The organism is Oscillatoria nigro-viridis PCC 7112 (assembly GCF_000317475.1).
GTDB classification, from domain to species: Bacteria; Cyanobacteriota; Cyanobacteriia; order Cyanobacteriales; family Microcoleaceae; genus Microcoleus; species Microcoleus nigroviridis.
Genome location: NC_019729.1, coordinates 4,278,873 through 4,300,900, shown reverse-complemented (window position 1 = coordinate 4,300,900; position 22,028 = coordinate 4,278,873). Strand labels below are relative to the sequence as shown.

At 45.4% G+C, this 22,028-nt stretch carries 17 protein-coding genes, 2 tRNA genes, 3 rRNA genes and 1 pseudogene; 14 read left to right on the top strand and 9 right to left on the bottom strand.

Annotated elements, in window-relative coordinates:
- The first annotated feature begins 19 nt into the window (after positions 1-19).
- Together OSC7112_RS18090 and OSC7112_RS38340 are read left to right on the top strand one after the other, a co-directional pair.
- Positions 20-2,329 carry a calcium-binding protein gene (locus OSC7112_RS18090; RefSeq protein ID WP_015177253.1) on the top strand — a complete coding sequence of 770 codons (2,310 nt, stop codon included), beginning with the start codon at positions 20-22 and terminating at the stop codon, positions 2,327-2,329.
- Positions 2,330-2,612: 283 nt separating this feature from the next.
- Entirely contained in the window at positions 2,613-2,828 is a 216-nt protein-coding gene (locus OSC7112_RS38340; RefSeq protein ID WP_150111556.1) for a hypothetical protein, read from the top strand.
- A gap of 353 nt (positions 2,829-3,181) precedes the next feature.
- On the opposite strand, the gene OSC7112_RS18080 is transcribed toward OSC7112_RS38340, so the two are convergent.
- Positions 3,182-4,096 carry a peptidoglycan DD-metalloendopeptidase family protein gene (locus OSC7112_RS18080; protein WP_015177251.1) on the bottom strand — a complete coding sequence of 305 codons (915 nt, stop codon included), beginning with the start codon at positions 4,094-4,096 and terminating at the stop codon, positions 3,182-3,184.
- A 313-nt stretch (positions 4,097-4,409) separates the two neighbouring features.
- Here OSC7112_RS18080 and OSC7112_RS18075 point away from each other — a divergent pair, with 313 nt between their 5' ends.
- Positions 4,410-5,630 carry an HhoA/HhoB/HtrA family serine endopeptidase gene (locus OSC7112_RS18075; protein ID WP_015177250.1) on the top strand — a complete coding sequence of 407 codons (1,221 nt, stop codon included), beginning with the start codon at positions 4,410-4,412 and terminating at the stop codon, positions 5,628-5,630.
- Positions 5,631-5,933: 303 nt separating this feature from the next.
- Here the strand turns inward: OSC7112_RS18075 and OSC7112_RS18070 are convergent, their stop codons facing one another.
- The 4 genes from OSC7112_RS18070 to OSC7112_RS18055 all read right to left on the bottom strand — a co-directional run bounded on the left by OSC7112_RS18070 (position 5,934) and on the right by OSC7112_RS18055 (position 9,188).
- Positions 5,934-6,281, bottom strand: a complete 348-nt coding sequence (locus OSC7112_RS18070) for a DUF760 domain-containing protein (RefSeq protein WP_015177249.1) — start codon at positions 6,279-6,281, stop codon at positions 5,934-5,936.
- A gap of 42 nt (positions 6,282-6,323) precedes the next feature.
- A complete protein-coding gene (gene scpB, locus OSC7112_RS18065) occupies positions 6,324-6,839 on the bottom strand; it encodes an SMC-Scp complex subunit ScpB (RefSeq protein ID WP_015177248.1) in 516 nt (171 codons plus the stop codon).
- A gap of 222 nt (positions 6,840-7,061) precedes the next feature.
- Complete coding sequence (locus OSC7112_RS18060; protein ID WP_015177247.1) at positions 7,062-8,753, bottom strand: transposase; 1,692 nt, start codon at positions 8,751-8,753, stop codon at positions 7,062-7,064.
- A 54-nt stretch (positions 8,754-8,807) separates the two neighbouring features.
- Positions 8,808-9,188, bottom strand: a complete 381-nt coding sequence (locus OSC7112_RS18055; RefSeq protein ID WP_015177246.1) for a DUF6444 domain-containing protein — start codon at positions 9,186-9,188, stop codon at positions 8,808-8,810.
- Between the two features lie 159 nt (positions 9,189-9,347).
- Here OSC7112_RS18055 and OSC7112_RS18050 point away from each other — a divergent pair, with 159 nt between their 5' ends.
- The 6 genes from OSC7112_RS18050 to rrf all read left to right on the top strand — a co-directional run bounded on the left by OSC7112_RS18050 (position 9,348) and on the right by rrf (position 16,410).
- Positions 9,348-10,547, top strand: coding sequence for an ISAzo13 family transposase (locus OSC7112_RS18050; protein ID WP_083888119.1), 1,200 nt, complete (start codon positions 9,348-9,350; stop codon positions 10,545-10,547).
- Positions 10,548-11,246: 699 nt separating this feature from the next.
- Positions 11,247-12,746 (top strand): 16S ribosomal RNA (locus OSC7112_RS18045).
- Between the two features lie 118 nt (positions 12,747-12,864).
- A tRNA-Ile gene (locus OSC7112_RS18040) sits at positions 12,865-12,938 on the top strand.
- A gap of 93 nt (positions 12,939-13,031) precedes the next feature.
- Positions 13,032-13,104 (top strand) — tRNA-Ala (locus OSC7112_RS18035).
- A gap of 216 nt (positions 13,105-13,320) precedes the next feature.
- Positions 13,321-16,224, top strand: a 23S ribosomal RNA gene (locus tag OSC7112_RS18030).
- 68 nt (positions 16,225-16,292) lie between these two features.
- A 5S ribosomal RNA gene (rrf, locus tag OSC7112_RS18025) occupies positions 16,293-16,410 on the top strand.
- The 16S, 23S and 5S rRNA genes sit together here with 2 tRNA genes alongside, the layout of an rRNA operon.
- A gap of 397 nt (positions 16,411-16,807) precedes the next feature.
- Here rrf and OSC7112_RS42415 read toward each other — a convergent pair.
- Positions 16,808-16,939: an IS1/IS1595 family N-terminal zinc-binding domain-containing protein gene (locus tag OSC7112_RS42415; protein WP_223300889.1), complete on the bottom strand. Its 132-nt coding sequence runs from the start codon at positions 16,937-16,939 to the stop codon at positions 16,808-16,810.
- 402 nt (positions 16,940-17,341) lie between these two features.
- On the opposite strand from OSC7112_RS42415, the gene OSC7112_RS42625 reads away from it, so the two are divergent.
- Together OSC7112_RS42625 and OSC7112_RS41105 are read left to right on the top strand one after the other, a co-directional pair.
- Positions 17,342-17,539 (top strand): hypothetical protein, encoded by a 198-nt coding sequence (locus tag OSC7112_RS42625; RefSeq protein WP_397317731.1) that lies wholly within the window; start codon positions 17,342-17,344, stop codon positions 17,537-17,539.
- 283 nt (positions 17,540-17,822) lie between these two features.
- Positions 17,823-18,482: pseudogene (locus OSC7112_RS41105) on the top strand (ISAs1 family transposase); the annotation flags it as partial.
- Between the two features lie 17 nt (positions 18,483-18,499).
- Here OSC7112_RS41105 and OSC7112_RS18010 read toward each other — a convergent pair.
- Together OSC7112_RS18010 and OSC7112_RS18005 are read right to left on the bottom strand one after the other, a co-directional pair.
- On the bottom strand, positions 18,500-19,075 hold the full coding sequence (locus tag OSC7112_RS18010) for an IS630 family transposase (RefSeq protein ID WP_051041523.1): 576 nt from the start codon (positions 19,073-19,075) through the stop codon (positions 18,500-18,502).
- 4 nt (positions 19,076-19,079) lie between these two features.
- Positions 19,080-19,571: a helix-turn-helix domain-containing protein gene (locus OSC7112_RS18005; RefSeq protein ID WP_041622603.1), complete on the bottom strand. Its 492-nt coding sequence runs from the start codon at positions 19,569-19,571 to the stop codon at positions 19,080-19,082.
- A gap of 110 nt (positions 19,572-19,681) precedes the next feature.
- Here OSC7112_RS18005 and OSC7112_RS38320 point away from each other — a divergent pair, with 110 nt between their 5' ends.
- A complete protein-coding gene (locus OSC7112_RS38320) occupies positions 19,682-20,179 on the top strand; it encodes an ISAs1 family transposase (RefSeq protein WP_051041522.1) in 498 nt (165 codons plus the stop codon).
- Here the strand turns inward: OSC7112_RS38320 and OSC7112_RS35885 are convergent.
- On the bottom strand, positions 20,122-20,487 hold the full coding sequence (locus tag OSC7112_RS35885) for an ISAzo13-like element transposase-related protein (RefSeq protein WP_150111554.1): 366 nt from the start codon (positions 20,485-20,487) through the stop codon (positions 20,122-20,124). The two genes, OSC7112_RS38320 and OSC7112_RS35885, sit on opposite strands and share 58 nt — an antisense overlap.
- A gap of 219 nt (positions 20,488-20,706) precedes the next feature.
- Here OSC7112_RS35885 and OSC7112_RS41100 point away from each other — a divergent pair, with 219 nt between their 5' ends.
- Together OSC7112_RS41100 and OSC7112_RS41095 are read left to right on the top strand one after the other, a co-directional pair.
- Positions 20,707-21,141, top strand: a complete 435-nt coding sequence (locus tag OSC7112_RS41100; RefSeq protein WP_223300638.1) for a hypothetical protein — start codon at positions 20,707-20,709, stop codon at positions 21,139-21,141.
- A 12-nt stretch (positions 21,142-21,153) separates the two neighbouring features.
- Positions 21,154-21,849: an IS4 family transposase gene (locus OSC7112_RS41095; RefSeq protein WP_263053530.1), complete on the top strand. Its 696-nt coding sequence runs from the start codon at positions 21,154-21,156 to the stop codon at positions 21,847-21,849.
- Positions 21,850-22,028 lie beyond the last annotated feature (179 nt).

The window sequence follows — 22,028 nt, the reverse complement described above, 5'->3', positions numbered from 1 at the left end:
CAACACAAAGCAACAGTGTATGCCTGACAATTTAGCTTTGCTGGACAAGAACGATGAGATATTGAACGGTAGCAGCGCCAAGAATCAAGCGGATTGCGGCTGTGGCTCGAAAAAAGCCACGACTCAAGAGACGGTATCGAATGCTCAGAATATCCAGAATATCTTTAGCTTGGGAAGCAACGATACGCTAGAAAGTTCGATCGCGCCAGACTTTTTCAATGGTAACACGGGCAAGGACTTTATCTCCGGTAGTGTTGATGGGGATATCGGGCGATCGAGTTCTCAAGTCAGCATTGGATCGCTTTCTGCCGATGGTAGTGCATACATTTTAACTGAGCAAAGCGACACATTTACAATTCCCCTTGGCTTGCTGGATACTCTCATCGGCGGTTTGCGGGGTTTAGGCGGTGCGGATTCGATTACTGGTTCCGAATCTGGGGATGTCGTCTATGGCGACGAAGGAAATGACCGAATTGAGGGCCGAGGTGGTGCTGATTTGCTCTACGGCGGCTTGGGAAACGATTTTCTCAGTGGCGGTGCGGGCCAAAACGGTCTGCTTGGCGGTGAGGGTGCAGACACCTTGCAGGGTGGTGAAAGTGCCGATGGTGTCAACGGAAACGCAGGTGATGACGTAATCTTCGGTGCAGGCGGAGACGACTTTTTGCGGGGTGGTCGCGGTAACGATATTGTGAATGGGGAAGATGGCGATGACTTCCTGATTGGCGATTTGGGCAACGATACCCTGACTGGTGGTGCGGGTCAAGATGTGTTTTTTCTGCGTTATGAACAGTCTTTAGGATCTCCTACTTTTGACTTAATTACTGACTTTCAAAGAACGATCGATTTTATCGGACTTAGTACAAATCTTCGGGAATCCGATATTGTTTTGGAGTCGAAAGTGCAGCCGTCTGGTGGTTCTGCTGTGGATATTAAGGTGGCTGCAACAGGGGCTTTGTTAGGTACTGTTTTGGGAGTGACACCAGATGATTTAAGTGGTCGTTTCAGACCTTATGATGTGGAACCAGAGCGTCCTGAAGATAAAGTCACAATTGATTTACCGGAAGTAAAAAAGCTATCTGACACCAGATTTCAGATGGAATTTCCGGCGAGTGATGGTAGCAAATATACAATTGTTTTTCAAGATGATGCTGACGGACGTTTCGTAGAATCAGTTATATTTGTACCCAATCGTACAACGGGTGTTCGTGGTAGTACAACGCGCTTGAATCGAGATGGTACAAGCGCGGATGTCACTCTTGAAGGCTCTAATGAAACTGTACGAGTTGAGTCTCGCCAGAACGCTGAAAATGGCAATCAGGATGAAGGTGTAATATCGCGGATCAAAGATGGTCAGATTATTGACTCTGTAACTGTTCCTCTGCCAATTGAGCCGACCGTACCTACTAATCCTGAGCCAGTTACTCCTCCGACCGTTGGTCAACCAGATTTTGCGACAAATTGTCAGCCGCTTAAAGACTTCTGTGAAGGAATTGGCAAAGTGGCTAAAGTGGTGGATTTTGTTGCTAACGTTGCATTAGTTACTGGTATATTGTTTGCTGCTCCTAGTGGGGGACTTAGCGCATCACTTGACGTTATTGGACTAGGATTGAAGGGAGTATCAACGGCGTTGACAGTCATTGACTACAGTTGCAAACTTCTTACAGGTAGCGATAAAGACCTTGGTGATGCGGTAATTGACCAATTGAAGGGAATAGGAATTGAAAAAGCTCTCAAATCCGCAGGACTTGCAGAAGACTTAGAAAATGCTGTAGGAGGTACTTTAGATTTATCTTCATCTACTAAGGATCTCATTAATTCATTTGGAAAAGAAGAGCCGACTGAACCTTCTAAAACCAACTTTTTGCCTCAGATCCGAAAGTTTCTTGCTAAAAAGTATAATTTTCCATTTGACTTTTGCGATCGACCTGCGACTACGCCTGAACCAGCACCAACTTGTTTAGGAGGAGCTTTAAACATTAAAGTAGAACTCATCCCTGACCGCATCCCCTATGGACAAACGGCACAATACACACTAGCATACTGCGATCCAATAAACGACATAGACAATTTTCTCGTAGAACTTGATACAGCAAATGGAACACAAACCAAAATCATTCCCGTTTCCTCTTCCAGTGGCACGATAAGTTTTGGGATACGAAACAAGCCAAACGCTTTTGGGGACTGTGTTACATCAGGTCAATCCGTGAGGGTTTCAGCTAGAAGTGGTAGTCGTGACTTAAATTCTATTTCAAATTTCACAAATTTTGGTCTTGATGGTGGATTACGTGATGGGCCCATTTCCAGTTACTGTGATGTAGAGTTGGTTTAAGGCCGATCGAATTTGAGAGAAATGTGCGATCGCATTTTTGGATGAATGGGCGATCGCATTTTTGGATGAATGGGCGATCGGGTTTTTGGGTTGAGGGGCGATCGAATTTGATTTGTTAGTCCGTTAGTTAGTCCGCGCCAGGGGCTAGTTGGTTCGTCGCCGAGTCCGCCAGGGGTTGAAACCCCTGTCTCATAGCGAAAGTCCTCTGAAAGAGGACTGAAGAGTTAGTTGATGTGTATCGGTTTCATGCGAATTTTCAGTCGGTTTCAACCGACTGTCTTCTATGAGACGGGGGTTTCAACCCCCGGCGGGCTGTGTCACAAAGCAGACAAATTTTCACTCGGTTTCAGGGCGATCGAATTTGAGAGAAATGTGCGATCGGGTTTTTGGGTTTATGTGCGATAGAGTTTTTGGTGGATGGGCGATCGGGTTTTTTGTCGATCGGGCGATCGAATTTGAGAGAAATGTGCGATCGGGTTTTTGGGTTTATGTGCGATAGAGTTTTTGGTTTATGGGCGATCGGGTTTTTTGTCGATCGGGCGATCGAATTTGAGAGAAATGTGCGATCGGGCAATAAGTTGTTCACCAATAAGTGATTAATGGGAACCCGATTAGTGCGATCGTTACTTGTTTCTCGGATTCTATGAGATTCAAAAAGATTGTGAGTAAAATAAACGGGGTTTGTGTCAGTTGTTTTTGTAAGTGAGTCTCGTAAAAGGTTGGTAACATATTTTTTGCGATAGGCAATCGTGTAATAATTCTGCTGCCTATCTTTTTTTACCACAACACAGCTCAATCCTTACCCCCTCTGGATTTGGGGCGGGTTGTCACCCCCCCAGCACACTAACAATCCTATTTTTTAATAGTCGCTTGCAAATAAAGCAGCGGGTCTTCAGCAACCCAACCTAAACCCGAATTGTACCGAACTTCAAAATGCAAATGAGATGGCGAAATGTCCCGTTTTCCCGTCATCCCCACAGTTCCCAAAACTTCTCCAGACTGCACTTTTTGACCGACTTTTACCGCAATATCTTTCAAATGAGCGTAGCGCGTTTGCTTCCCCGCTTGATGGTTCACCACCACTAAATTCCCGTAATCCCCCTGCGGCCCGGCAAAGGCGACAGTCCCTTCGCCCGCGGCCAAAACCTGCGTACCCTCCGACGCCAAAAAATCTACGCCGCTGTGGAAAAAAAATTCGCGCCGCGCCCGATCCAATTGCCGCCCGTAACGCAAAGCTTCCACTGCTGGCGCCGGCAGCGGAAATCCTTGCACCGATGGCGTTGCATCGGGATTGATAGAAGGCCCGATCGACCTATTCACCGCTGGCACAAACACCGTTTTCCCCAAAGGCCTGCACCCATTCGCCTCAAATAGCAAATCTGCACGCACTTTGTAAGCTTCTGCCAGTTTTTGCCAATTCCAGCCCGCAGGCACTTCTACCTCGATGCCACTGTACGGAGGAATGACGATCGCACTTCCAGCAGATACTCCACCGTCCCGCAACATCGGATTTATCCCGATCAGCGCCGCAGGAATCACATTGTACTGCCGCGCGATGCTTTCTATTGTTTCGCCCTGGGCCGCAGTGTGGCGGCGCAACCGAGACATAGCCGGACTCGGACAATCGCGGGCCGGGTCGGGGTTTTCTACAGGTGTACCTGAAGGAAGATTTGCAGGTGGGATCTCGGTATTTGCTGCCGTTTTCCCAACGGGTGCGATCGACCAAATTATTGCACCAATCAGCGGAAATAAGCGTTTAAAAGTCATTATGTACATAAAAAAATATTCATTTCGGACAGTTGACAATTTTTAAATCCTGTGAAACTGCATATTTGAAAGCTCTAGCCACCCCCCAGACTGTAAATCCCAGGCTAAGCCAAGTTAGGATGAGAATTATTACTTTGAGTCGCTCTTGGCAAATCCGGCAAAATTGCCTGTGATGCCGATGGGCGCCTGCCTGTTAACAGCTATGTTCTTGAGGAAGCGGTAAGCCCCGCCCCGCTTCCTTCCCGTCGCCAAGACAAAAATGCTTGATTCGGAACCTGTCTGCGGGGATGAGGTATTTAGCGGGAGTTATTAAATGAGTTTATCTTTTAAGCAAGCGACCCTTTATGTGACTTTGCTGTCAATCGGCGGAGGTATGGGATGGTTGGGAAATCGCTATCTGCAAGGCTCAAACAATCTGGAAACCGGATTGGTTTTGCCAGTAGTACGCCAGCAAATCCCCCCCTATGCGTCTCCTCCAGTTCTGGAAAATCGGGCGGTCGATCGCAGCAATCCCAATTTTATTGCTGAAGCAGCCGAAAAAGTCGGCCCTGCTGTAGTGCGGATTGACGCATCAAGCAAGGTGGCCAATCAAGTGCCGGAAGCTTTCAAAAATCCTTTGTTTCGTCGGTTTTTTGGGGAGAATTTGCCGCAGCCGGAAGAACGAGTCAAGAGAGGTACGGGTTCCGGGTTTATTCTCACTCCTGACGGCCGCATCGTTACTAATGCTCACGTTGTCTCGGGGACGGATACTGTCAAGGTAACGCTCAAAGACGGCCGCGAGTTTGAGGGTAAGGTGCAGGGAGTCGATCCGCTGACGGATGTCGCTGTGGTTAAGATTAATGCTAAGGAACTGCCGCAGGTGGCTTTGGGTCGATCGGACAACATTGTACCGGGACAGTGGGCGATCGCGATCGGCAATCCTTTAGGTCTCGACAATACCGTGACTGTGGGCATTATCAGCGCTACGGGTCGATCGAGTTCCCAAGTCGGCATCCCAGACAAGCGAGTCCGCTTCATCCAAACCGACGCCGCCATCAACCCCGGCAATTCTGGTGGGCCGCTACTCAATGACCAAGGCGAAGTAATTGGCATCAATACCGCTATCCGTGCGGACGCTCAGGGCTTGGGATTTGCAATTCCGATCGAAACCGCCAAACGAGTTTCAGATCAGCTATTCGCCAAAGGTAAAGCCGAACATCCCTATCTCGGCATTCAAATGGTCAGCTTGAGTCCCGCCACCAAGGCAGAACTCAACAAACAGCTCGATAATAATAAAATTACCCTCGATCGAGGCGTAGCCGTGACGCGAGTCGTGGAAAATTCCCCCGCTCAAAAAGCAGACTTGCGCCCCGGAGATGTCATTCAAAAAGTTGACGGAATTGCGGTTAACACCCCCGGGGACGTGCAAGAACGGGTAGAAAACACTGTTGTGGGCAAAGAACTCGAACTGGAAATTAACCGTTTGGGTCAAGTTCAGAAAATTAAAGTACGTCCGGGTGCTTTTCCCCTATCGGGTAGCTCCGCCGGTGGGTAATACCATTTTCGATTTTCGATGAAAGAATTGGGAATGACTTACTGCATAAGGATTTCGAGCTTACCTACAGTTGCACTCTTTTGTGAAACTGGTATTTATTTGCAAACGGTGGAGGATGAAAGATAAATCTGATTTTTAGTCCTGGAAGCAGTAACCGGGTTTTTTCACCAAAATCCTCGGTGTAGGGCGAGGGATACCCGGTTAACAGCCCGGTTTCTTAATTCCCTGTGCCTCCATGATTCAGGATTATGGATTTTTCTGAACTACTTTCATCTTTCTGGCTTCCCCAACCCGTCGATCTTTTTACTTGTCTTTGGGTGAGTTTGGTTTAATCGAGCTGGTGCTTGCTAAATTTTCTTCGAGGTGCATCCTTTGCTCCATTTGCCTCAAAAAATACCCTGTCATCATCGCTGAAGCTAGCAAACCTGCTAAGTTTTCGCGATCGGTGGTAATTTCGACGTTAAAATTTTCTGAAGGCAAAACGCCGACAAGTCCTTGAACGTTATGAGAGATTATTTCTCTGATATCGGGGCTGACGGACTTGGCGACGCGGGCTAGAACCTCCGGGGATTGGTGTTGGAGGTACTTCAGCAGTGGATTGACTGCGGTTTGTTGGGCATTGGATGTGTCAAAGTCAGGGTGAAAAACCATTTGGCGATTCTTAATTTCTGGCTGGTTACATTCTACTTCAAACTACTCGTCATTGTTTGGGTACAAATTTGCCTGAAAGTCAATTTGCAATTGTTTTGGCAGTTGGTCTACTTGAAAGTACCGATGAAATTTCTCGGTAACTTGTAACCAATACGACCGCCCTTCAGTGGGCCGCCGTTTGCGGACGAAACCCATTTCTACAAGTTCCTGCACTTGTTGGTAAGCTCCTGAACCTCGCAAGTTAACTAAATCTGGCTGAGCGATGCCGCCTTTGAGGGCGATCGCAGCCAGCGTCCGCAAAGCTCCCACACCTAATTCTGGAGGTATTAAAGTTTGCATTAAACTGGCAAACTCTTCTCTGAGTTGCAGGCTGTATCCTGTGGGGGTTTCGACGACTTCTAATGCACTGTCGCGGTGGGACGAGTCAGACATAAGTTCGATGATGGCGTCTTCGGCTTCGGCTCGATCGCACTTGGCAATCTCGGCAATTTCTGCGATCGACACTGGCTGACCTTTTAAGTAAAGTATGGCTTCTATTGTTGTGGCTAAGCGAGTCATGTGGGAATTAGGTATCCGCTCAATAAATCGGGGTAACAGTAAAAAAAAAGGTTAACAATCTAGGCACAGCATGGTATAATATGACATATTATTAATCATAAAATCAAGAATGTCATAGTATTTTTTAGCCACTAAAGTCACAATTAACCGTGGGTTTATACGACACTTACTACAGGAATCAAGAACCAATAATTCAGAGCCTTTATATTTTTTTGAATTTCTTCAATCAGACCAAGACACACCCAGAGAATAAACCGAAGATTGTTGACGAATAATCGTCCCTAGAGATTGAATATTTCCCAGGTAAGAAATACGGTCGTGCATATATTCAAAAAAGCTAATTCCTAATTTGCGGGTAGTCGCCACCAGAGACATGAAAACATCCATCGCCTTAGTTCCTTCACAAGTTTGGGTTGCATAACTAATATTTCGTCGCTGCACGATTGTTCTAGCAGCTAATTCGGCCGGGTTATTATGTAAAGGTAATTCCGGATGCTCCAAAACTAAAAGCAACTCAGATATTTTACTCAAAGTTAATTTTTTTCGTTCATCTAATTGTTCATAACCACTTAGACTGCCGAAAATTTCCCAAAATTTTGATCTGAGCCTGAGCTTCTCTAACCCAGATGGAGAGTTTTTATAAGCTAATAATTCTCGGTAGTAGTCCCAAAAATCATCAAGAAACTTGTCTAACTTTTTTTGATGACAAGTAACCAAGGGACTTAAATTTTGATAATGTCTTGCTTCATGCACCCAACATAAAGATAAATCATCTGTGAGTAATTTAAACAGGGGTGCATCATCAGTCACCAGAGTTTTTATTACCGGAATCTGGGATTGCTGAGCATAAAAAGCAATCGCTGCTGCCTCGAAAATCCTGGTACGATGTTGAGAGCCAACAGAACCCAGATTTTGATTCAGCAAGGAGTTAAACTCATCACCCTTCAACGGAATTTCTTGCGGCAATCCTTTAATTTGATGGCTCCACTTCTGGGGTACATTGAACTTATCTAATAGCTGGTAAGTAAGTGGAGATAGAATAAACTTAAGTTCTCGGTTGTTCTGTAATACTCCAAGTACGCTTAATCGGTCTTTTCTTAAGGTTGTAGAATAAACTGTATATAATGGGTTGCCAATTATATTTGTAGTGTGATTTACTCCTTTAACACGCGCACTTGTTTGGTCTAAGTGTTGCCAGGGGCTACTTGCTAATCCGGATACATACACTTCGTTAAATTCTGATTCAAACTTTGATGAATTATTTACCAGCAGATTTGATAAATAACCGGCTGACATGGAAATCCCAATATTGCTTAAAAGATCTAATAGCTTCCCTTGAGTCATGTTTCCCCCGTAATACAGGCTCATAACTAACGCTTTTATTCCCGGGCCAAACTCTCCATCATATCCGGATGGTAACGATGCTAAGTATGTTTTCTTTTCAGAAGGTGAGTAATAGTTCTCTTTCCGGAATAACACGTTATCTGTTTTCAGTAAAATGTCTTGAACTATTACCTCTTCATAACCCTTAAATTCTGAATCGAATGGTAGTTCTGCTTCAGGATACTCCAGAATTTTTTCTCGGTCAACTTTGAACCGAGCATTTTTACTACTTTTAATGTGCTTTTTTGGTGCTTTTCGCTCTTTTTCGGATGAGTAGTTCTCTTTTAACTTTTTCGCTCCATTAGCTTTGACCTCTGGTTTGCCTTGTTCTCCTTTCAGGCGATTGTTTTCGGATTTTAATCTTTGATTTTCTGACCTTAATTCTCTGGTTTCTGCTTGTAATTGTTCTATAATGTTCAGCAATATGGACACAGTACGACGCAATGATTCGTCGGCAATCTCAGATGGGTCAAGGCTTTGCAGTAAGGTTTTACTAATTTTTGAGGAGATGATTCTTGCGTCATAAATCATATTTTACCATGCTGTGCCTAAATTGTGAACCTTCTTTTTTGCTATTACCCCGATTTATTGAGCGGATACGATGCCTCCACATCCACTACATTGCTGGGGGTAATGGTTGATTACTTCTTGACACATTTGAGTCGGGTATAGCTTCCGTTCGTGTCCCGAATGTCCTAGTTGCCCACCCCGCTTTTTGCCGGTGGGTTCCTTTCGATTGGGCTTAAATCCTTGAGGATTCTTCGATGGTGGTTGTGATGAATTTGCCGAAGTTCTGGCTAATTGCTCTTTGAGAAGCTCGTTTTCTGTTCTCAGTTCCGCTATTTCCTGTTCAACCCAAGCCATCCTACGCACTAATTCGTAAATTAGTTCGAGGACGCTATCTGGCACTTGCGCCCACTCTGCTGGGCTGATTGCCGCCATTAATTCCGGCACAGTCTTCTCCATGTGCCTCACCTTATCAGATTTTTTGGGTTTTTGCTACCCCCGTGAACTTCTACCTTTTAGCTTAACTTGTGAGTAAGAGAACGCCACAGAATGATTGATCCTATAATAGTCAAAATATAATTTCAGTGTGCAGCCTATCTTATGTCTCTAAAATCTATCATGAAACTGACCGAACACGCCAAATCTCTTTACATCGAAACAGCTAAAAAACTCAAGGGGACAGACAGACGACAATTCATGGCATCGGTAGTCAAAGATTTAGGAATAGGTGGACAAACGTTAGTAGAACGGGAGTTAGGATGGAATAGACGGACCATCCGTAAAGGGATGAAAGAATTGAAAAGTGGTGAGCCAATTGTCGATGGTTTCAAGCGCAGTGGACGAAAGCGGGTTGAAACAAAATTACCCAACTTATTGAAAGATATTACATCGTTAGTAGACCCACACAGTCAAACTGATCCTAGCTTTAAGAGTACACGATTATATACGCGCATGACTGCCAATGAAGTCCGTCGTCAATTAATTAAACAATTTGGTTATAGTGATGAAGAACTACCGAGCGCCGAAACAATTAGAAGAAGATTGAATGATTTGGGTTATACCTTAAAACGAGTTTTGAAAACTAAACCAGTCAAAAAAATCCCCGAGACCTCAGCCATTTTTGAACAACTTGAACAAGTCAATACAGCAGCCGATAATAACCCAAATACTCTCCGAATTTCCATTGATGCCAAAGCTTCCGTCAAGATTGGAGAATTTGATAGAGGTGGTAAAAATCGGACGCCAACTATTGCAGTTGACCACGATTTTTCGACTCAATCAAGTGTGATTCCCTATGGTATTTTTCTGCCTGAGTACAATGAGCTATTTTTATTCTTCGTTACTTCTAAGTTGACGGCTGATTGTATAGTTGACTTACTTGAAAGTTGGTGGCAAACTGTTAAACACCGTTTTAGTCACATTCAAAAATTGGTCATCAATCAGGATAATGGACCGGAAAATCATTCTCGTCGTACTCAGTTTATGAAACGAATTTTAGATTTTTCCCAACAATCTCAACTGACGTTACAATTAGCTTATTATCCGCCCTATCATAGTAAATATAACCCAATAGAACGTTGTTTTGGTTGGTTAGAAAAGCATTGGAATGGTAGTTTACTTGACACTGTTGAGACTGTTGTAAATTTCGCCAAAACTCTCACATTTAAGGATAAAAATCCAGTGGTGACATTGGTAGAAACAATTTACTCCACAGGAGTTAAACTTTCGGAGTTAGCTATGGCAGAAATTGAAACCCAGATTCATCGTCTCCCCAATCTTCACAAATGGTTTGTAGAAATTTTCGCTAAACCCACATAGCTATTGGATCATTCTTTTTGTGGAGGTCTCTAATGTAAAAGCCATGGTTAATGCGGCTGTGCAGACCCCATCTTTAATCCCTCAAGTTGAGACCTGAATCCTTACGTAAGAGCGAGTATGATTTTTGCTTAATATCACGTGTTAGAGCTTAAGAACGATCGCTTGGTTGAGGGCGCTCGTATCCCTCGCAGCCTCACAGCTTACACTCTAACTTTGCCTTACCTATAGTCCAAGTCAGCCCGATCATGTTGAACCACGGAGTTCTTCTACCGATTCGCGGTAGATACTCCCCTCAAAAGTCCAATCTTGCCCAAAAAAAAGACCCCTTCCGGGAAAGAGGAATCAGCCAGGGGAGGCAGGAGCGGTGCTGACTAGCCGAAACCGTTGGTGTGTATGGCTTCAAAAAAAAATCAAAAATATTTTCGCAAAACGCTTGACAACCCTGGGGAGAGTTGATACATTAATAAAGCGCCAGAAGGGAAGCGGTTCACTGAACCGCAACCGGAAGGTAAAAACTGAACCTAGAAAAAAGAATAGTTTGAAAGCTTAAAGCACTATTAACCTCGTCAAAAAAATCAAGGTAGAGAGTCAAAGCGAGAGCTGATACTTAATATCGCAAACAACGAGAAAAAAGTCAAGGGAAACAAACCAGCCTTAGGGATGAGTAGAAAGAACTTGACGAGCCAAAAAGAACTCAACAACACGGAGAGTTTGATCCTGGCTCAGGATGAACGCTGGCGGTCTGCTTAACACATGCAAGTCGAACGGAGTAGAAATACTTAGTGGCGGACGGGTGAGTAACGCGTGAGAATCTGCCTTCAGGACGGAGACAACAGTTGGAAACGACTGCTAAGCCCCGATGAACCGAAAGGGAAAATATTTATAGCCTGAAGATGAGCTCGCGTCCGATTAGCTAGTTGGCGGAGTAAAAGCCCACCAAGGCGACGATCGGTAGCTGGTCTGAGAGGACGATCAGCCACACTGGGACTGAGACACGGCCCAGACTCCTACGGGAGGCAGCAGTGGGGAATTTTCCGCAATGGGCGAAAGCCTGACGGAGCAAGACCGCGTGGGGGAAGAAGGCTCTTGGGTTGTAAACCCCTTTTCTCTGGGAAGAAAGTTGTGAAAGCAACCTGACGGTACCAGAGGAATCAGCATCGGCTAACTCCGTGCCAGCAGCCGCGGTAAGACGGAGGATGCAAGCGTTATCCGGAATGATTGGGCGTAAAGCGTCCGCAGGTGGCAGTTCAAGTCTGCTGTCAAAGACCGGGGCTTAACTTCGGAAAGGCAGTGGAAACTGAACAGCTAGAGTATGGTAGGGGCAGAGGGAATTCCTGGTGTAGCGGTGAAATGCGTAGAGATCAGGAAGAACATCGGTGGCGAAGGCGCTCTGCTGGACCATAACTGACACTCAGGGACGAAAGCTAGGGGAGCGAATGGGATTAGATACCCCAGTAGTCCTAGCCGTAAACGATGGATACTAGGTGTTGTCTGTATCGACCCGGACAGTGCCGTAGCTAACGCGTTAAGTATCCCGCCTGGGGAGTACGCACGCAAGTGTGAAACTCAAAGGAATTGACGGGGGCCCGCACAAGCGGTGGAGTATGTGGTTTAATTCGATGCAACGCGAAGAACCTTACCAGGACTTGACATGTCGCGAATCTTCTGGAAACAGAGGAGTGCCTTCGGGAGCGCGAACACAGGTGGTGCATGGCTGTCGTCAGCTCGTGTCGTGAGATGTTGGGTTAAGTCCCGCAACGAGCGCAACCCTCGTGTTTAGTTGCCATCATTAAGTTGGGCACTCTAAACAGACTGCCGGTGACAAACCGGAGGAAGGTGGGGATGACGTCAAGTCAGCATGCCCCTTACGTTCTGGGCTACACACGTACTACAATGGTAGGGACAGAGGGCAGCCAACCCGCGAGGGCGAGCTAATCCCGTAAACCCTGCCTCAGTTCAGATTGCAGGCTGCAACTCGCCTGCATGAAGGCGGAATCGCTAGTAATCGCAGGTCAGCATACTGCGGTGAATCCGTTCCCGGGCCTTGTACACACCGCCCGTCACACCATGGAAGTTGGCCACGCCCGAAGTCATTACTCTAACCTTTCGAGGAGGAGGATGCCGAAGGCAGGGCTGATGACTGGGGTGAAGTCGTAACAAGGTAGCCGTACCGGAAGGTGTGGCTGGATCACCTCCTTTTAGGGAGACCATCTGAGACTCGACCGCACCTAAACAACAGGTCGCTTTCTCAGTCATCCCTGGTCGTTCGAGGAATAGAGGTCAAAGCTTTCAAACTATTAACTGGTTCGGAACTCGCGGGCTATTAGCTCAGTTGGTTAGAGCGCACCCCTGATAAGGGTGAGGTCCCTGGTTCAAATCCAGGATGGCCCACCTGGAAAAAAAGTGATGAATTGTCAGTAATGAGTAATGGATAATCAAGGATTAATTCAGGACTCATGCAACCAAAATCAGAACTTACTTAGTGGGGGTATAGCTCAGTTGGTAGAGCGCCTGCCTTGCACGCAGGAAGTCAGCGGTTCGAGTCCGCTTACCTCCACTCTCACTAACTGTAACTAACTACAAAAAAATAGAAATCAGCACCTAGACTATCGAGAGTGAAAGTCGGAATGCTGGAGTCTAAAACTCTAGTCAGAACCTTGAAAACTGCATAGAAATTAAGTCATCAAAGCTGGTCAGCGACTTGTAAGTCATCCGAGAAATCGGAGCATCTAACAAGAGCATCTGACAAGCGATCACCATGAAAAAATCAAGTGGTCAAGTTACAAAGGGCTAACGGTGGATACCTAGGCACACAGAGGCGAAGAAGGACGTGGCGACCGACGATAAGCTCCGGGGAGCTGGAAGCAAGCATTGAGCCGGAGATGTCCGAATGGGGCAACCCAGTAAGCATCAGTTGAATACATAGACTGAGAGCAGCGAACCCAGCGAATTGAAACATCTTAGTAGCTGGAGGAAGAGAAAGCAATAGCGATTTCCCAAGTAGTGGTGAGCGAACGGGAAACAGCCTAAACCAGAGGTTTTTACTTCTGGGGTCGTGGGACAGTCAACTAACGTATCTTCAAGCTAGACAAAGCAGTTGAAAGCTGCACCAGAGAAGGTGAAAGTCCTGTAGTCGAAAGTAGAAAAGAGCGTGACTGTATCCCGAGTAGCACGGGGCCCGTGAAATCCCGTGTGAATCAGCGAGGACCATCTCGTAAGGCTAAATACTACTGTGTGACCGATAGTGAACCAGTACCGCGAGGGAAAGGTGAAAAGAACCCCGGAAGGGGAGTGAAATAGAACATGAAACCGTTAGCTTACAAGCAGTGGGAGGACGATTTAACGTCTGACCGCGTGCCTGTTGAAGCATGAGCCGGCGAGTTATAGGCAGTGGCAGGTTAAGACCCTATGGGTTGCAGCCAAAGCGAAAGCGAGTTTGACAAGAGCGCCCGTGTGAAAGCACAGGTCACTGTTTATAGACCCGAACCCGGGTGATCTAACCATGTCCAGGATGAAGCTTGGGTAACACCAAGTGGAGGTCCGAACCGACTGATGTTGAAAAATCAGCGGATGAGGTGTGGTTAGGGGTGAAATGCCAATCGAACCCGGAGCTAGCTGGTTCTCCCCGAAATGTGTTGAGGCACAGCGGTCGAGATGAAGTTTAGGGGTAAAGCACTGTTTCGGTGCGGGCTGCGAGAGCGGTACCAAATCGAGGCAAACTCTGAATACTAAACTGGTACTCGGCCAGTCAGACGGTGGGGGATAAGCTTCATCGTCAAGAGGGAAACAGCCCAGACCACCAGCTAAGGTCCCCAAATGACTGCTAAGTGATAAAGGAGGTGGGAGTGCAGTGACAACCAGGAGGTTTGCCTAGAAGCAGCCACCCTTAAAAGAGTGCGTAATAGCTCACTGGTCTAGCGCTCCTGCGCCGAAAATGAACGGGGCTAAGCAGTCTACCGAAGCTGTGGAATAAATGATTTTAAAGTCATGTATTGGTAGGGGAGCGTTCCGCAACGGTGTGAAGCACTAGCGACAAGCAGGTGTGGACTGTGCGGAAGTGAGAATGTCGGCTTGAGTAGCGCAAATGTAGGTGAGAATCCTACACCCCGAAACCCTAAGGGTTCCTCCGCCAGGCTCGTCCGCGGAGGGTGAGTCAGGTCCTAAGGCGAGGCAGAAGTGCGTAGTCGATGGATAACGGGTCAATATTCCCGTACCTGACATTGTTGGTGCAGAGGGACGGAGAAGGCAATCGCCAGCCGGATGTTGGTTACCGGTTCAAGTATTCGAGGTGTTGAGAGACGGAGAAAACGTCTTGAGCTGAGGTACGAGTACGACCTCCTACGGGAGGGAAGTGGTAGATGTCAGGCTTCCCAGAAAAGCTCTAAACACCGTAAACAATGTCAGCCTGTACCCGAAACCGACACAGGTAGGGAGGTAGAGTATACCAAGGGGCGCGAGATAACTCTCTCTAAGGAACTCGGCAAAATGGCCCCGTAACTTCGGGAGAAGGGGTACCTACGCAAGTAGGTCACAGTGAAGAGTCCCAGGCGACTGTTTACCAAAAACACAGGTCTCCGCAAAGTCGCAAGACGACGTATGGGGGCTGACGCCTGCCCAGTGCCGGAAGGTTAAGGAAGTTGGTTAGGGTAACCGAAGCTAGCGACTGAAGCCCCGGTGAACGGCGGCCGTAACTATAACGGTCCTAAGGTAGCGAAATTCCTTGTCGGGTAAGTTCCGACCCGCACGAAAGGCGTAACGATCTGGGAGCTGTCTCGGAGAGAGACTCGGCGAAATAGAATTGTCTGTGAAGATACGGACTACCTGCACCTGGACAGAAAGACCCTATGAAGCTTTACTATAGCCTGGAATTGTGTTCGGGCTTCGCTTACGCAGGATAGGTGGGAGGCTGTGAAGTTCTGCTTGCGGGCAGAATCGAGCCAACGGTGAGATACCACTTTAGCGAGGCTAGAATTCTAACCCTTACCCGTCATCCGGGAAGGAGACAGTTTCAGGGGGGTAGTTTGACTGGGGCGGTCGCCTCCTAAAAGGTAACGGAGGCGCGCAAAGGTTCCCTCAGGCTGGTTGGAAATCAGCCCAAGAGTGCAAAGGCATAAGGGAGCTTGACTGCAAGACCTACAAGTCGAGCAGGGTGGAAACACGGTCTTAGTGATCCGACGGTGCCGCATGGAAGGGCCGTCGCTCAACGGATAAAAGTTACTCTAGGGATAACAGGCTGATCTCCCCCAAGAGTCCACATCGACGGGGAGGTTTGGCACCTCGATGTCGGCTCATCGCAACCTGGGGCGGAAGTACGTCCCAAGGGTTCGGCTGTTCGCCGATTAAAGCGGTACGTGAGCTGGGTTCAGAACGTCGTGAGACAGTTCGGTCCATATCCGGTGCAGGCGCAAGAAGATTGAGAGGATTCCTCCCTAGTACGAGAGGACCGGGAGGGACGCACCGCTGGTGTACCTGTTATCGTGCCAACGGTAAACGCAGGGTAGCCAAGTGCGGAGTGGATAACCGCTGAAAGCATCTAAGTGGGAAGCCCACCTCAAGATGAGTCTTCTCATGGAGTTATCCAGTAAGGTCACGGGCAGAACACCCGTTGATAGGCGTTAAGTGGAAGTCCTGAGAGGGATGAAGCTGAGGCGTACTAATAGACCGAGGGCTTGACCTCTATTGACTCATGGTGATTGATGACCTATTTCTGTGCAGTCTTCAGGGCTTTTCACCCTTACAGCTTTTCTAGGTGTCTATGACGCAGTGGCACCACTCCGAACCCATCCCGAACTCGGTTGTTAAACGCTGCGGTGGCGAAGATATTTGGCGGGTCACTGCCTGAGAAAATAGCTCGATGCCTGGGATTCTCTTCTCTAATCGGAACTTCCCCCACACACGGGGGAAGTTTGGTCTGAAACCATTACAAGGTAAAACTTTCCCGGAGGGGGAAAATGTTTTGCATGACTACAATTTTCTCTAACCCTTATGTGGCGGAGTTTTTGCTTAAACACAAATTCCGCACCCCGACTGTCACATGGTGTGCGGTTCGCGAGTCTTGTTCAGGGCGACCACAGCTCGTCACATTGCATCGTTAGTCTCCCTTTTTTTTGTGCCACCTGAACTTTGCGAGACACCAGGGCATATTTCTGATTGACGTAGGGAAAGCAACCACTGCTCAGACACCTGCGTGGCACGAGCAATTCCAGCTAGGGAAATCCGTTCTAGCAACAATCGATCAATCAGTTCACGCGCAAGCTGAATCAATTACTTTTTTCTGCGGATGCCAGGGCGAACTGTCGCCCACATTCATGACATTTAAACCGTTGTTTACCGTTGTGGATGCGACCATTTTTGACCGTTTGGCATGACGCACAGGTTGGGCAAGCAGGCATGATTAGAACCCACATTCCGCACTTCTTAATATTATTCTGATGAATTATATCAAAAATTGCTGTAAGCTTTACTCAGTAAGACTTACAGCATTATTAAACTATATTGCTTTTTATAAAGAATCATTATCTATTTCCCGTACAATAATTGTTATTGAGAAATAATTGCAGATAAAAGCCCTGGAATAATGGTTTTCCGTAAAAGCACTTCTGACTATGTTAAGAAGTGCGGAATGTAGGTTAGAAAACACCAACAAGAAACTCTACTTTCCTATCATTACATCTTTGGCACTACCAGGGGAGACTAACGATGCAATGTGACGAGCTGTGGTCGTTCGTGGACAACAAGGGCAATAAACAATGGGTGTGGCTGGCCCTTGATGCAGACAAAGAGTGAAATTGTGGGTGTCTACATTGGCGCACGTAACGAAGTCGCTGCTCGTGGGTTGTGGAATTCCTTACCCCCACCAAGATCGCCAATGCGCCGTTGCCTACACCGATTTTTGGGTAGCTTACGTCGCAGTGCTGCCAAGCAAACGACATCGAGCCGTCGGCAAGGAAACGGGTAAAACCAGTTACATTGAACAGGGTAAGCTCATCTAATTTGGTATAAATTGTACTTGACTTTAAGGGCAAGATATGAAGGAGTATCCAGTCAATAGCGGTTCTTGAGAATCCATTGAAGATATTGTGACGCTCGCCCGAGCCGTGTAAGTGAGGCTCGTAGCGGGCCCTCAAGTCACAATGGGCGCTCGAGTCACAACAGGCGCTCGACCCGCACCCTTAAAGATGTCAAATGCGTCCTATAATACTGCTTCATATCAGTCACGAAGGGTGAGGAAAAAACAATGGAGAAAGGATTCGATCGTGTTGTGAATGAGCCCAAATCATCGCCGACGCTCGAGCGGCCTCAACCCATCTCCATACAAGACTTACTGCGCCTTCAACTTATTTTGACGATCTACCAGACCCAAGAGTAGACCGAACCAAACAACACTTACTCAAAGACATTCTTGTAATTACCATCTTAGCTACGATTGCCGGTGCAGGCGGGGTGGGAAGACATCGAAAATTATGGACTCAGCAAGCAACAGTGGGCGTGAAGAATTTTTAGAGTTACCCAATGGCATCCCCAGCGATGATACATTTCGCCGGGTCTTTGAAAAACTAGATCCGAAAGTTTTAGAGCAGAAGTTATCGCAATGGTTGCAACAAATTATGGGTTCAGTCTTGCAAGAAATTATTCCCATAGATGGCAAAAGTTTGCGGGGTTCTTACGATCGAGAGAAAGGTTTAAAAAACTTACATTTAGTGACAGCTTGGGCGAGCCAACAACGTTTGGTAAGGAGGGCAAGTCAAAGTAGAAGACCATTCCAATGAAATCACAGCAATTCCAGCCCTACTAGAACTACTCGACATTGCCGGGGCGATTATCACCATTGATGCGATGGGGACTCAAACAGAAATAGTCCGACTGATTCGTCAGAAAAAAGCCGATTATGTCGTGGCACTAAAAAGCAATCATCCCACTCTTTACACTCAAGTTATACCACTTCTCCAAAATCATGCAACAGTAGCTAGGGCCGATAGAATATAATCCCATCCCGCGATAGATGCGATTGTTTCAGTTGAAAATTCTTCAAGAAAACTGCGAACTTTTTCTTTGATTTCATCTAAGTTGTCATACAACCCCCAACTCAGTTCTTGTTTTATGTATTGCCATACTCTCTCGATTGGATTCAATTCGGGACTGTATGGTGGTTGAAAAACCAGTAAAATATTATCTGGTATTTTGAGCTGACTACTATGATGAAACTTACCATTATCCAGTTGCACAACATTTAAATGCTCCGGATATTCTGCTGCTAGGTTATCTAGGAATATTTGAAAACATTGACCGTCAAGATGTGAAAACTCCAACCAGAAATTTTCTCCGGTTTGAGGGGCAACCGCCCCGTATAAGTAGTAAGCTTTAAAATTCCATTGAACTAAACCTATTGGTTTAACTCCACGGGCTGTAATTTTTTTCCTTTCAATCGTTTTTAAGCCAATTCTCGTTTCATCTTGGCACCAATATTTGAGACCCTTTTTGGCTGGATTTGGATCGACAGAATCTAACCAGCACGCTACTTTCGCAATTTTTCTAGTTTTTTTTAAACTCGATTGCTGCCGCCGGGTCTTTTTTGTTACTCAAACGCCTTGGTACTTTTAGCTTGGCTTTCATCCGGTAGCGTACTTGCTTATGTAAAGTTTGATATTTGACGGATACTTGATAGTTTTCTTCTACCCATCTGGCAATTTCTTTATAGCTCTTAAATTCGCAGGATTCGGCCTGGATTTTTCTCGAGATTCCTGCTATTATTTCTGAGGATATTGTTCGGGGTCTACCAGTCGATTTCCTCAGCTTTAATAATGATGACAAACCCCCCTCACTATATTGTTTGAACCATCTTTGTACGGTGATTCTATGTACTCCTAAAACTTCAGCTACATTTGTAATGCTCTGGCTTAAACCAGATTTTAACAAATAAAGTGCCTGAACTTTTTGTCTATTAGTTACAGTTCGTTGCTGTGACATAATTATTTTTAATTCGCTGACAGTGTCCTCAATTCTTTCAGGGTAATTTACTTTCATACAATCATCCTTGCGCTTGAGTCTTATTGTAGCATATTTTTGGAGAAGTGGTATTAAAGACTGGTTTGAGACGGCAAAAACTCAGGAATTCATGGGGATTGAAATGAGTTATGATTCCCGAACCGAAAAGGGTCATCATCGCGTCGAAACTCGAAAAGTCACCGGCGGTATCAGTTGCCCAATTAGCAGGACTTTACAAGCAAGAACAATGGGCAGGATTACGCACTATTGTGATCGTCGAAAGAGTTCGTCATCTGTGGAACAAAACCACTCGTGAGGTGCAGTTTTACCTAAGTTCTTTGCCAGTAGATGCCCAGCTCAATGGTCGTGCTATTCGCCAACACTGGGGCATTGAAAACCAAGTGCATTGGAGTTTAGATGTGACTTTTAATGAAGATAAATCTCGGATTCGCTCGTTAAACAGTCCTCAGAACTTCGCTCTGGTAAGACGGATTGCCCTTAATGCGGTCAACCAAGAAACCACTCTCCAGCGTAGCCTGCGACAAAAAATCAAACGGGCTGCGATGAACAATGACTATATGATGCAAATTCAAAGAGTGCTTTTGTCAAGCATGATTGAGATGCTCTTACCCTGGTTTTTAAATTGAGCATTCCGATTTTTATTAATTCCTATTATTTGTTTTTTTTGAGCTTTTATTTTCACATACCCATGCTTTTTTAATAGTTGGGCAACTAAGGGTAGACTAATGGTAAAACCTGCTGCTCGTAGTCCAGAAGCTATTTCTTTATGTGTCAAATTAGTCCATTTAATTAATTCATTCATTGGGTCTCCGGCTGTGTAATTTTTTAAAACTTCTAAAAATGCTGCATCAATGCCGATTTGAGTAGACAGAAGACTTTTTCTTCCCCCTCCTTTCTTTCTGATCCTGGAACTATTGAGTGTCTGTTCGTCCATTGTTTCTAAATCTTCTATTCCCTTGACGATGGTGTTTCGACTGCATCCCAAAAGTTGCAAAACACATAGCTAATTCCACCCCATCCTAATTTTTGAGCTTCGATAGCTGCATACCCTGACGGGGTGACAGGTTGCCTGAAAAACAGACTCTGAGGCAATCCTAGACAAATCGCCTCAAAAAAGATAGGGTAAGAAAGCTTCTTACCCAAAAACAATTAAATGATACCAGAATTATATCATGCCCATTTGTCAGAAAAGCTGACACGTTCTAATTACTTATTGACAATTTTATTGATTCAAGTAGTGCAATCGATTAAAGAAGTCACATTAGAAAGCATAGCGACAAAACTAGCGATGCCCATTAAATTTGAAAGTAGAAGAAAAAAACTTCAGAGATTTTTATCAGAGGATAAATGGGTTCTAGATGATATTTGGCTGTCACTGGTAATTGGTTGGATTAAAGGTACTGTCAAACAGAATAAGGTTGTATATTTAGCAATAGACCGAACCAAATGGCAATCCAATAATATTTTGATGGTCAGCATGATTTGGCGAAAAAGAGCTATTCCTATTTATTGGAAAATGCTTGAGAAACAAGGGAACAGCACATTAGACAATCAACAATTCGTATTAACGCCAGTATTCGCCGCTTGATCAGATTATAAATTGATAGTGTTAGGAGAGCGTGAATTTTGTAGCGTTACCCTCGCCAACTGGCTGAGGGAGAAGAAAGTAGATTTCTGTTTACGACTAAAAAAGAATGTTTGTATCAAGATTGAATCGGAGTTATGGGCTGAACTAAAAATGCTAGGATTAGAGCCAGGAAATAGCTTTTTCAATCAAGAAGTAACAATCAGAAAAACTGCACCCATTACGGGGTTTAATCTAGCAGGTAAATGGCTAGGGAAATATCGAAATTTTATTACAAAAGAGCCTTGGTATATTCTGACAAGCTTGGCAGATATACAAGCCGCAGTTGATGCTTATGCAAAAAGATTTGGAATTGAAGAAATGTTTAGAGATTTTAAAGGCGGAGGCTATAACCTAGAGAAGACTAATTTAACGGGCGACCGATTGAGTAAATTATTAATTTTGCTATCGCTATCATACTTAAAGAGTATCATTCAAGGGATAGATATTAAATCAAAGCAAGTTCAAGAATATCTAGGCAGAAAAACAGAAAGCCACAGAAAATATGCTAGACATAGCACTTTTTATATTGGACTCTGGGGTGAATCATGGGTCGATTCGATGTTTAGTAATTGGCAGGTTGTTGTTGAATTAATGTCTTTGTCTCCACATAAACTACCTAATTATCAACAAGGCATAAGAGCTATGAGGCTTATTCTATCAGCGTTATAGGCGACTTGTCACCCCGACAGCTGCATACCTTCTTTTATCCTTTTCTGATAAGGATTTATAAAACCTTTTCATTTCTGACTCAATTGAATTAGAATAAGACATGGATTTAACAGTAAATTACAATAGTTAAGTAGAAAAATCAGTTGTGAGTTGAGCTCTGTAGGAGTGAAACTTGTAAT

Bases quoted from the DNA above. Each gene is read 5' to 3' on its own strand.
- OSC7112_RS18090 (WP_015177253.1), top strand. From the start codon at position 20: ATGCCTGACAATTTAGCTTTGCTGGACAAGAACGATGAGATATTGAAC.
- OSC7112_RS38340 (WP_150111556.1), top strand. From the start codon at position 2,613: ATGAGACGGGGGTTTCAACCCCCGGCGGGCTGTGTCACAAAGCAGACA.
- OSC7112_RS18080 (WP_015177251.1), bottom strand. From the start codon at position 4,096: ATGACTTTTAAACGCTTATTTCCGCTGATTGGTGCAATAATTTGGTCG.
- OSC7112_RS18075 (WP_015177250.1), top strand. From the start codon at position 4,410: ATGAGTTTATCTTTTAAGCAAGCGACCCTTTATGTGACTTTGCTGTCA.
- OSC7112_RS18070 (WP_015177249.1), bottom strand. From the start codon at position 6,281: ATGGTTTTTCACCCTGACTTTGACACATCCAATGCCCAACAAACCGCA.
- scpB (WP_015177248.1), bottom strand. From the start codon at position 6,839: ATGACTCGCTTAGCCACAACAATAGAAGCCATACTTTACTTAAAAGGT.
- OSC7112_RS18060 (WP_015177247.1), bottom strand. From the start codon at position 8,753: ATGATTTATGACGCAAGAATCATCTCCTCAAAAATTAGTAAAACCTTA.
- OSC7112_RS18055 (WP_015177246.1), bottom strand. From the start codon at position 9,188: ATGGAGAAGACTGTGCCGGAATTAATGGCGGCAATCAGCCCAGCAGAG.
- OSC7112_RS18050 (WP_083888119.1), top strand. From the start codon at position 9,348: ATGAAACTGACCGAACACGCCAAATCTCTTTACATCGAAACAGCTAAA.
- OSC7112_RS42415 (WP_223300889.1), bottom strand. From the start codon at position 16,939: ATGCCTGCTTGCCCAACCTGTGCGTCATGCCAAACGGTCAAAAATGGT.
- OSC7112_RS18005 (WP_041622603.1), bottom strand. From the start codon at position 19,571: ATGAAAGTAAATTACCCTGAAAGAATTGAGGACACTGTCAGCGAATTA.
- OSC7112_RS38320 (WP_051041522.1), top strand. From the start codon at position 19,682: ATGATTCCCGAACCGAAAAGGGTCATCATCGCGTCGAAACTCGAAAAG.
- OSC7112_RS35885 (WP_150111554.1), bottom strand. From the start codon at position 20,487: ATGGACGAACAGACACTCAATAGTTCCAGGATCAGAAAGAAAGGAGGG.
- OSC7112_RS41100 (WP_223300638.1), top strand. From the start codon at position 20,707: ATGATACCAGAATTATATCATGCCCATTTGTCAGAAAAGCTGACACGT.